A 9,084-nucleotide genomic window follows, 5' to 3' on the forward strand; every position below is an offset into this window, starting at 1 on the left:
TTCTCGTCAGTGGCGGTAGCGCAGGTTCGCGCGGCGGGGCAGGCGGATGCGGTGGACGCCGGCGCCGTGGGCGGGCCAGTCGTCGGTGTCCAGGCAGCGGGCATACAGGTTCACCGCGCGCCGGTTCTCCTCGGCGGCCTCAGCGATGTCGTCGGGGTACAGCTCGCAGACACTGACCACGTGTGGTGGATGCTTGCTGACGGCCGCGAACAGGAACCGGCGCACCACCAGCCCGCAGGCGCGGATGCCCTGCTGGTACCAGTCCTGTTGCAGGTGGTAGCCGTAGCGCAGGACCGACCAGGCGAAGTCCTCGGGATCGGCGCTGTCGGTGGTCTTCAGCTCGACGACCTCCACCCCGCCTTCATCATCGACGGGATGCAGCCAGTCCGGGCGGGCTCGCAGCATCAGGCCGGTGCGCGGGTCGGGCCAGTAGAACGACACCTCCTGCCAGCCTTCGGCCAGAAGCGGTACCAGCGCCGGGTGCGCGCGGGTCGCGGCGGCCATGGCGTGGGCCTTGTCGTAACCGTGGGCCAGCAGGGGGATGCGGCCGGTCTGGCGATACCAGCGCCGCAGTTCCTGAGCGCGTTTGGTTTTCCAGTCCCGGAACTCCAGCCGCATCACCGGCGGGCCGGAGCCCAAGGTGAGGGTGTGCACGGCGCGTCCGAACTCGAGTGTGTCGGTGTCGGGGGCGCCGTAGAGCTGTTCGTGGCGGAACTGACGTGGGGTGATCCCCGACCACCACAGCCGTCGCGCACTGGAGCTGGACAGGGAGGCGGCGTGGTAGCGGTGATAGACCTGGTCAGGCAGGTGTAGGTGGATGCCGGCGGTCGGGGTGGCGGTGTGCAGAAGCAGCATCAGGATCTCCGATGACGCCCGAGTAGCGGTGATGCAAGCAGTCCGGCTGTGGGAGCGGGGTTGAGCCGCAGCCACATTCAGGTGAGATTGGTGCGGCGCCCGCGTAGCACAGCAGTCACCGCCTGCGCGATGGACCCACTGTGTGCGCAGGACTTCAACTCGGTGGTCACGAGACTCGCCGTTGTAGCGCTGCCGTGATGCGGAGCTGCCGGGATCAGTGCAGGTTGATGTGTCGGGGGTGGGCGACGCCGAAGTCCAGGCCGTCGCTGATCACACGTTCGGCTTCGTGTTCGGTGAACCCGTCGATGCCGATGTGGCTGTCGGCGGCACCACGTAGCACTTGGTGCGCGTCGTCGCGGGTCAGCACTCCGCCCCCGACCAGGCGCCCGATCGAACCTGCGGCTGAGAGCAGGGTGTCATGTCGCTGGCCGCGCGGTGCGGTCACGATCCGCTCCACCTGATTGACCAGCGCGGCCCGCACGTAGGCGTCAACGCGCACTTCGGCAAGCTCGACCGGGGCAGGGGACGGAAGGGGTGGCGGGGTCAGAGCGGTGATCAGCCAGTCCGGCAGCGCAGCGGGCGGCCTGTCGTCGAGCAGCCGGTAGGAACCACCGCGGCGAAGTACGGATCCGGCGGCGACAACGTAACCGCCGACGCCGCGGGTGTCGATGTGCCACCCGAGACCGCCGGCACTATTGCGCAATTCCGGGACTTCGGGTGCGGTGAAGTAGAGGTGTTCACCGCCCGACGGTGTGGCGACCCGGTAGGTGTGGATGGGGTAGGGGACGCGGTGGGCGGCGGTGAGGCGGGCCAGGACATCGCGGCCGTGGCGTGCACCTTCCCATTGCGGTGGCGCTGGTTCGCCGCGGCTGGGGTCGAGATCGATCACGAGTAGTCGACTTGGACCGCAGGCGATACCGATGTTGAATGCCGCCCGCCGCCATGCGCGGGCGATGACATCCGGGTCGCGGGTGGCGATGTTTTGCCAGTTGCGTTTGCGCAGGGCGGGTTTCTTGGATCCCGGGCCGAGGGGGAAGACCCAGAAGCCGCAGGCGGCGGCGTCTTGAGCCGCCCGCATGAGAGTGGCGCGTGCGCCGGATGCGGCACTCATAGCCCCAGGGTAGGGCGTGGGACGGACAAGCCGATTTGACCCGGACCGGCCGGGCCGGTCGGTGAACGGGTTCACAGAGAGAACTCCTCGGACAGCCTCACCGGCACCCCTGGGGGCATCGGAGTGGTTGTCGGCGGCCGGTGGGCTGTGGGTCAGGCGTGGGCTGCGGCCAGGTGCAGGGCGTCCAGACCGAGGCTGGTGAATTCGTTGCCGCGGTCGATGCGGCCTTCGTCGGCGAGGACCTGGGCGAAGCTGGTGACTGCGTGCATGATCCCGCCGGCGGAGCGGTCTCCGGCGGTCAGGAAGTGCTCCCACACTCCTTTGCGTTCGGCTTCGCTGAACCGCAGCTGTTTGGACACCACGGTGAGGGTCTTTTCCGGGTCGCTGAGGTTGGCTTGGGCGACTCCGGTGATCTCGTCGATGCGTTGCTGGACGAAGTCGGGTGTAAGGAATGACTGCACCGCGTCGCGAATCTTGAGGGTGAACGCACGGTCATCGGCTTTGTAGGTGTCGGCCTTCCAGCGGACGGTGCCCTCGCGCATGCGGGTGCCGCGATGGATCTGGGCGACAGCTTGTTTGGTGAACGTCAGGCCGTTGCCGCAGATCTGGATCTGGATCTGCGGCACGACCTGGGTTTTGCCGTGTCCGGTCTCGCTGTTGCGGAATTCCACCCCGGCGAAGACGAGCGGGCAGTCGACGCCCGATGCTCCGGTGAACGGAGAGCGGTAGTTGCGCAACAGTTCCGGTGCTGCGACGGCGATCTTCGGGGAGGTGACCCGCATGTAGAGGTGGTCGTCGCTCATGTCCGCGGCGACGATGCTGGTCTCATCGACACCGGCCTCCTGCAAGCCCTGCAGGAAGGCGGTGGCCATGTCGAGGTTGTCGCGGAAGCCGTAGCTGTCCGACAGGACCGCGCGCACGATGCCGTGCGAGAGTTTGTCGCCGGGGGAGCGGCCCCACATCAGCCGGATCAGCACCTTGCGGTCGGTTTCGTAGCGGGCCCAGTCGTTGATCGCGTTGCAGAACGCGCGCATGTTCTCGGTGCGGCAGCGGCGAAGGTAAGGCACCGGGATCTTGAAATCGGCGGCGAGGTCACCGACCGCGGAGTTGGTGAGGGTGTAGAGACCGTTGAGGTCGTAGACACCGTCCTCGGCCAGGTGGGGCTCGACGCCCTGGATCAGCAGGTAGCCGCGATCGATGCGCAGTGCTTGTGCGGGCACGACCACATCCAGTTTGCGGGCCTGCTGATCGGTGAGCAGGTCACGAAGGACCCTTACGTCGGCCTTACGCAGGGTGCGCGTCGGCAACAGGGGCAGAGTCGTGGTCGAGGCAATGCTCATGGTGAGGCCTTTCGTGGAGGTGATCCATCCGGCGCGGGGCCAGCAGGGCGGGCCGGCCAGTGCGTAGAGGAATTCTCGGTATGTGTTTCACCACCTGAGCGAGGCGGGAAAGAGGACGAGTCGGTTCGACCCGATCGTTGGCAGCCTTCTGACGTCCACGTCGCTGGTGAATTCGGGTGCCGGGGTGCAGTGAGTGCTATGGCGTGGCGTGGCCGTTTCGGCGATTGAGTTCAGCTGCTTCTTCCCATGTCAGGGTGAATTGGTAGTAGATCGCTCGGGGTTCATCGCGCAGAAGATGCTCGATGATTCGCTGGCTTTCGCTACGAGCCCGGACGGCAGCATCATCAACAAAGGCTTGGACAACCTCTCCGGCGCTGAGATCGTATGCGAGAAAGGTGTTTGTCTCGGAGGAGAAGATGCCGAACAGGCCAGTGCCAGGTCTGCGGATCACTTGGATTGCCATGTCATGGCCCCTAATCAGTTCACGAAGTGACTTGCTGGGCGAGCTCTGGTGGCAGTCGGCCGGCGGGTGACCATCATCGGTCAGGATCGGCGCTGCGAAGACCTGGGGAAGTTTGTGGGCAGTGGCTGGTGGATGACAAGAGAGGGCGGTGCTGTGAAGGCAGACTGCGGGCGATGTATCGGCTGGTGTGCTGGTCTAGGGCTGGGACGGGAGGGCAGTCGCGAGAATCGAGTCACGCCATTGGAGTGCATAGCGCAGGCTTCTCTGCACCACCGGCAGGGTCGGCAACGAATGACCGTCGTGCAAATCGAACTGCCTGCCTACAAGGTCGTTACGACGACCGATCCAGCGCTGCCGTACGTGCTCGTCGATGAGCGAGAGATCCAGGTCGTCGTGGTCGCCGACTACCTGCGAGAGCTGACGGCCTCTGATTGCAGTCCGCTGACTGTGAAGTCGTACGCCTTCGACTTGCAAGGATGGTTTCGCTTCCTGCTGGCCGAGGGCGTTGCGTGGGATGCGGCCACTCGCGTCCAGGTCCGCGACTACGTGCTGATGCTGCGCAGCGCCGAAAACCCGCAGCGCCGCCGCGCTACGCCGAACTACCAGGTTCCCGGGCCGCACCCGAGAACCGGCAAGCCACGCCGCGGCGGCGGGTATGCGCCGGCCACGATCAATCACCGGCTGGCGGTGCTGTCGTCGTTCTACGAGTTCGCGAAACGGATCGGTGTGGGTCCTGAGGTGATTCCGGTGCCAGGAGCTGGTGCGGGCAACCGGAGTCTTCGGCATCGAAGCCCGCTGGAACCGAGGACGCCGACCCGCCGCGGCAGCTACCGGCAGAAGACCGGCGCCCTGGTGCCGCGCGCCATCCCGGATGAGCTGTATGAGGAGGTGTTCGGGTCGCTGACCAGCGACCGTGACCGGGCCATCGTGGCGCTGCTGGTGTCCTCCGGTGCCCGCGCCAGCGAGCTGCTGGGCATGACCCTGACCGATGTGGACTGGGGCGGACAGCGAATCCGCCTGATCGGCAAAGGCACCCGCGCACCGGAATGGGTCGCGGTCTCTCCGGACGCACTGCTGTGCCTCAGCCGCTACCTGGCCGGGGAGCGACCCCGAGACCATCCGGACCCTACCCTGTGGCTCACACTGCGCAAGCCCTACCGCCCGCTGCGGTATCAGGCGATGCGGGCGATGCTGTTGCGCGTCAATGCCAGACTCGGCCTAGACCTGGTGCTGCACGACTTCCGCCACACCTGTGGAATCCGCCTGGCCAGCGATCCCGCCATCCCGATCACGGATGTCCGTGCGCACCTGCGGCATCGCACGCTGGCCAGCAGCGAACCCTATCTGGTGGCCCGCCCTGACGATGTGATCGCGCGAGTGCGGGAACATCACCATGCCCCGCCGACTACACCGGCGCCGAGCCCGGCGGTGAGCTGGAGCTATGACCGAAGCGACCTGACCGCGCTGCTCGGGCCGGCACTGTCGTGACGAGCACCGCGCTGACTGGGGCGACGCCTTCACTGGATGACCTCGTTTCTGTGGTGCGCGTCGACGCCGACGCGATGCAGCTGTCGATCGGGACGGTGCGGCTGCGCGTGGCCGGACTGCGGCTGTTGCTCGGGCACCTGGAGTCGATGCCCGGCGACAGCTGGCAAACACGGTGGGAGGCTTCCGGATTCGACGATGCCACCGACTGGCTGACCGCCGCTGGGGCGGTGAACCACTACCAGCGCGCGGCGTTGAACAGCGCTGCAGGGTCGTTGATGTGCCACCGCGTGCTGCGCCCCAGCTACGGATGGCTGTTACGGCTGCCGGCCTCGGCCAGCTTCAAAGAACAGCTGCGCGCGACGACGGACCGTGTCGATATCGACCGGCTCGCCGATGCCGCTGCTGAAGGTGGGGTGCCGAAGCGGATGGTGGAGTTCGCCGTCGCGCTGCTGACCCGCGTGCTCATCCACACCGGCAAGACGATGAGCGAGTTGACCACCGCTGATCTGCTGGGCTACGGCGATGCCTGCCGAGCACACGGCCGCGCGACGGTGCCCGGCCTGCAGACCGCCCATCAGTTGTTGCGGCAGCTGGGCATCGTCGACGACCCAGGGTTGCTGTCGCGCTACACGCTGCGCCGCAGCAACAAATACACCGTTGCAGACATGGTCGATCGGCACCGCATCGTCTGCCGGCCCGTGCGTGACTTGCTCGTTCGGTATCTGTCCGAGCGGCAGACGGCGCTGGATTACAGCTCGCTGCGCGGCCTGGCGACCCGGCTGGCAGGCACCTTCTGGGCCGACCTGGAACGGCACCATCCCGGCATCGACTCGATACGCCTCACCCCGGAGACCGCCCGGTCCTGGCAGGAACGGCTGTGGACGCTGCCGGACGGCCGCCCGCGCGGGGACGTGCACGGCGTCTTGATCATGGTCCGAAGCTTCTACCTCGACATCGCGCACTGGGCGGCCGAGGACCCCGCGACCTGGGGCCAGTGGGTCGCGCCGCCGCCGGTCAGCGAAGGCGATCTGCGGCCGTTCGCGAAGGTCAAGCACCACAACAGGGCGCGCATGCACGCCCGCACCCGCACTCTTGCGCCGGCGCTGCCCAGGCTCGTCGCCAGCGCGCATCGGCGTCTGACCGACGCCACGGCCCTGCTGACGACCGCCCAAGCCACCGATCACGGCCAGGAGTTCGAGTGCGGCGGGCGCCGCTACCGGCGACTGCCGGTGCCCAAACGCGACATCAGCACCGGCACTGCGTCGCCGGTTCGGGTGATCTGCCTGGGTGATCCGGCAGCCAAGCCGATCAACTGCCGCAAGCTTGAGGAGGATGCGTTCTGGGCCTGGGCGATCATCGAAGTGTTGCGGCTCACCGGCATTCGATCCGAGGAACTGCTCGAACTGAATCACCTGTCGATCCGCCACTACACCATGGCCGACGGGCAGCTGGTGGTGCTGCTGCAGATCGCGCCGTCCAAAACCGACCGTGAACGGGTCCTGCCGGTATGCCCGGAACTCGCGCACGCTCTCGCGCGCATCGTGAGCCGGATCCGTGGCGGCGGGGAGCAGGTTCCCCTCGTCGCCCGCTACGACTACCTCGAGCACGAGTTCGCGGCACCACAGCCATTGCTGTTCCAGTGGTTGCAGTCCGGCACCCCGTCCGCGATGAGCCGCACATTCGTATCCCGACGCTTGGCCCAGGCCGCCACGCACGCTGATCTGCGCGACGTCGATGGGCGACGTCTCGCGTTCACCCCGCACGACTTCCGGCGAGTGTTCGCCACCGACGCCGTCAACGGGGGTCTGCCAGTTCACATAGCGGCGAAGTTGCTCGGCCACCTGAGTCTTTCGACGACTCAGGGATACGTCGCCGTCTATCCCGAGCAGGTCATTCGTCACGTTCAGGCCCACATCGTCCGCCGTCGCGCGGCCCGGCCGGCAGAGGAATACCGCGACCCGACCGACGCCGAATGGGCCGAGTTCGAACAGCACTTCCGACGCCGCAAGCTGGCACTCGGCGACTGTTACCGGCCCTATGGGTCGGACTGCCCGCATGAACACGCCTGTGTCCGCTGCCCGATGATGCGAATGGACCCGCAGCAGCTTCCGCGGCTTCTTGCTATCGAAGCCGACACCGTCCGGCTGCTCGATGAGGCCCGAGCCAATCACTGGGAGGGCGAGGTCATCGGGCTGGAGACGACCCTGGCGCACATCCAGGACAAGAAGGCCCAGGTGGAACGAATCAAGGCCACAACCATGCCCGCGGACGGCCGCACCCAGCTCGTTCTGCTGTCGTCGCGGCCCGACCAGCCGACGTTGTGCTGACCGCCCATGCCGCACGCCCGTTGGTTGCAGCGCCGGAGCGGTACCCGTGTGGTGAGCAGCCGTGCGAGGCGCGGTCTTCGGCAGAGTTCGTCGAAGAATTGAGCTACAGGTCGGCCTTTTCACGGCGGGTCACGCGGTCGATCGGCGCCAGCTCCAGCGGCCCGCGGTGGATTTCATCGACAGAGAACCTGGGGATTTCGTCATGATTATGGGCAGGCTGACTCTGGCCTTCGCCGGCGCACAACGCAGGCGAAGGCACGACGGGCCCATACTTGCTGTATCCGGGAGGCGGTGCGATCCACCGCCTCACCAAGCGCCTGGGGAGCGACCCTCACCCGTCCGGCCGGCTTCGCCGTCCATCCCTGGTGTGTGGTCAGCGCACGTAGGACATGACGGTCATCATTCCCCCTTCCTGGTGATAGGCATTGTGGCAGTGCAGCATCCATTGCCCCGGATTGGTGGTGTCGAGGTCGGCCTCGACGGTTTGCATGGATGCGACCACGACGGTGTCCTTGCGGGGTCCGTTTCCTGTGAGGGTGCGGAGTTGGAAGGTGTGGCCGTGCAGGTGCATAGGGTGGAACATCATCGTCTGGTTGGTGAACCGCAGCCGGACCCGCGCGCCGGCGGTGACCTCGAGTGGGGTGTGTTGGTCGTAGGTGCGGCCGTTGATGGTCCAGACGTATCGGCGGCTGTCGGCGCCGAGGGTGATGTCCAGGGTGTTGTCGGGGGTTTTCTGCGGCAGCCGCGCGCTGTCGGCGGCGGTGAGCTCGTCCGCGGTCAACGGGGCGGCGGTCAATTCGGTGGGGTGGATGTCGGCAGCGGGCGCGGTGCCTGCGCCGGTGCGGATGAGCGCGAATCCTTGGCCGGTTTTTCCTTCCGCGGCGGCGACGAGGGGGAACACGCCGTCGGCGAGGTCGATGATCGCGTCGTAGCGTTCGCCCATGCCGATGAGCAGGCCGGCGGTGGCGACCGGGGCGACGGGGTAGCCGTCGGTGTGGGTGACGCGCAGCCGGTGGCCGCCGACGGCGACACGGAAGGCGGTGTCGGCGGCGGCGTTGATGATCCGTAACCGCATCCGCTGCCCGGGTTTTCCGGTGAGGGTGACCGGGTCGTTGCCGATGCGGCCGTTGATCAGGAAGTACGGGTAGTCCTTGACGTCGCCGGCGTCGCTGCCGAGCGGGGCGTTGGGATCGGTCGGCATCGACATGCCGCCCATGTTCATCCCGCTCATCCCGCCGCCCATGTTCATGCCGCTCATGCCGGTGGTTTGCAGCTGTTGCAGTTGCTTGTCGGGGGTTCGGTCGGCCATGCCGTCGAGCCAGTCGTCGAGGACGAGGACGGCTTCGGTGTCGTAGTCGCGGCCGTCGGCGGGGTCTTCGATGATCAGCGGGGCGTACAGGCCGCAGTCGAGTTGCAGTCCGACGTGGGGGTGGAACCAGTAGGTGCCGGGGTCGGGGACGGTGAATTCGTAGCGGAAGCTGCCGTTGGGGTCGATCTGGG

Annotated in this window: 7 protein-coding genes; 2 read left to right on the forward strand and 5 right to left on the reverse strand. The window is 67.0% G+C overall.

Annotated elements, in window-relative coordinates:
- Positions 1 to 6: 6 nt before the first annotated feature.
- From ACFV2O_RS23490 to ACFV2O_RS23505, 4 genes are all read right to left on the reverse strand, one after another.
- Complete coding sequence (locus tag ACFV2O_RS23490) at positions 7 to 855, reverse strand: PD-(D/E)XK nuclease-like domain-containing protein (protein WP_379253648.1); 849 nt, start codon at positions 853 to 855, stop codon at positions 7 to 9.
- A 214-nt stretch (positions 856 to 1,069) separates the two neighbouring features.
- Positions 1,070 to 1,966 (reverse strand): bifunctional DNA primase/polymerase, encoded by an 897-nt coding sequence (locus tag ACFV2O_RS23495; protein ID WP_379253649.1) that lies wholly within the window; start codon positions 1,964 to 1,966, stop codon positions 1,070 to 1,072.
- A gap of 152 nt (positions 1,967 to 2,118) precedes the next feature.
- Positions 2,119 to 3,306 (reverse strand): hypothetical protein, encoded by a 1,188-nt coding sequence (locus ACFV2O_RS23500; RefSeq protein WP_379253650.1) that lies wholly within the window; start codon positions 3,304 to 3,306, stop codon positions 2,119 to 2,121.
- Between the two features lie 196 nt (positions 3,307 to 3,502).
- Positions 3,503 to 3,769, reverse strand: a complete 267-nt coding sequence (locus tag ACFV2O_RS23505) for a hypothetical protein (RefSeq protein ID WP_379253651.1) — start codon at positions 3,767 to 3,769, stop codon at positions 3,503 to 3,505.
- Positions 3,770 to 4,060: 291 nt separating this feature from the next.
- Between ACFV2O_RS23505 and ACFV2O_RS23510 the strand changes: the two genes are divergently transcribed.
- Positions 4,061 to 5,257 (forward strand): tyrosine-type recombinase/integrase, encoded by a 1,197-nt coding sequence (locus ACFV2O_RS23510; protein WP_379253652.1) that lies wholly within the window; start codon positions 4,061 to 4,063, stop codon positions 5,255 to 5,257.
- A gap of 50 nt (positions 5,258 to 5,307) precedes the next feature.
- Positions 5,308 to 7,584, forward strand: a complete 2,277-nt coding sequence (locus ACFV2O_RS23515) for a tyrosine-type recombinase/integrase (RefSeq protein WP_379253653.1) — start codon at positions 5,308 to 5,310, stop codon at positions 7,582 to 7,584.
- Between the two features lie 373 nt (positions 7,585 to 7,957).
- Here the strand turns inward: ACFV2O_RS23515 and ACFV2O_RS23520 are convergent.
- The coding region (locus ACFV2O_RS23520; RefSeq protein WP_379253654.1) for a multicopper oxidase family protein at positions 7,958 to 9,084 on the reverse strand (1,127 nt) is incomplete at its 5' end.

Origin of the sequence: Nocardia sp. NPDC059691 (assembly GCF_042733915.1) — a bacterium.
GTDB lineage: Bacteria > Actinomycetota > Actinomycetes > Mycobacteriales > Mycobacteriaceae > Nocardia > Nocardia sichangensis.

Coding starts and splice junctions, on each gene's coding strand:
- ACFV2O_RS23490 (WP_379253648.1), bottom strand. CDS start 855: ATGCTGCTTCTGCACACCGCCACCCCGACCGCCGGCATCCACCTACAC.
- ACFV2O_RS23495 (WP_379253649.1), bottom strand. CDS start 1,966: ATGAGTGCCGCATCCGGCGCACGCGCCACTCTCATGCGGGCGGCTCAA.
- ACFV2O_RS23500 (WP_379253650.1), bottom strand. CDS start 3,306: ATGAGCATTGCCTCGACCACGACTCTGCCCCTGTTGCCGACGCGCACC.
- ACFV2O_RS23505 (WP_379253651.1), bottom strand. CDS start 3,769: ATGGCAATCCAAGTGATCCGCAGACCTGGCACTGGCCTGTTCGGCATC.
- ACFV2O_RS23510 (WP_379253652.1), top strand. CDS start 4,061: ATGACCGTCGTGCAAATCGAACTGCCTGCCTACAAGGTCGTTACGACG.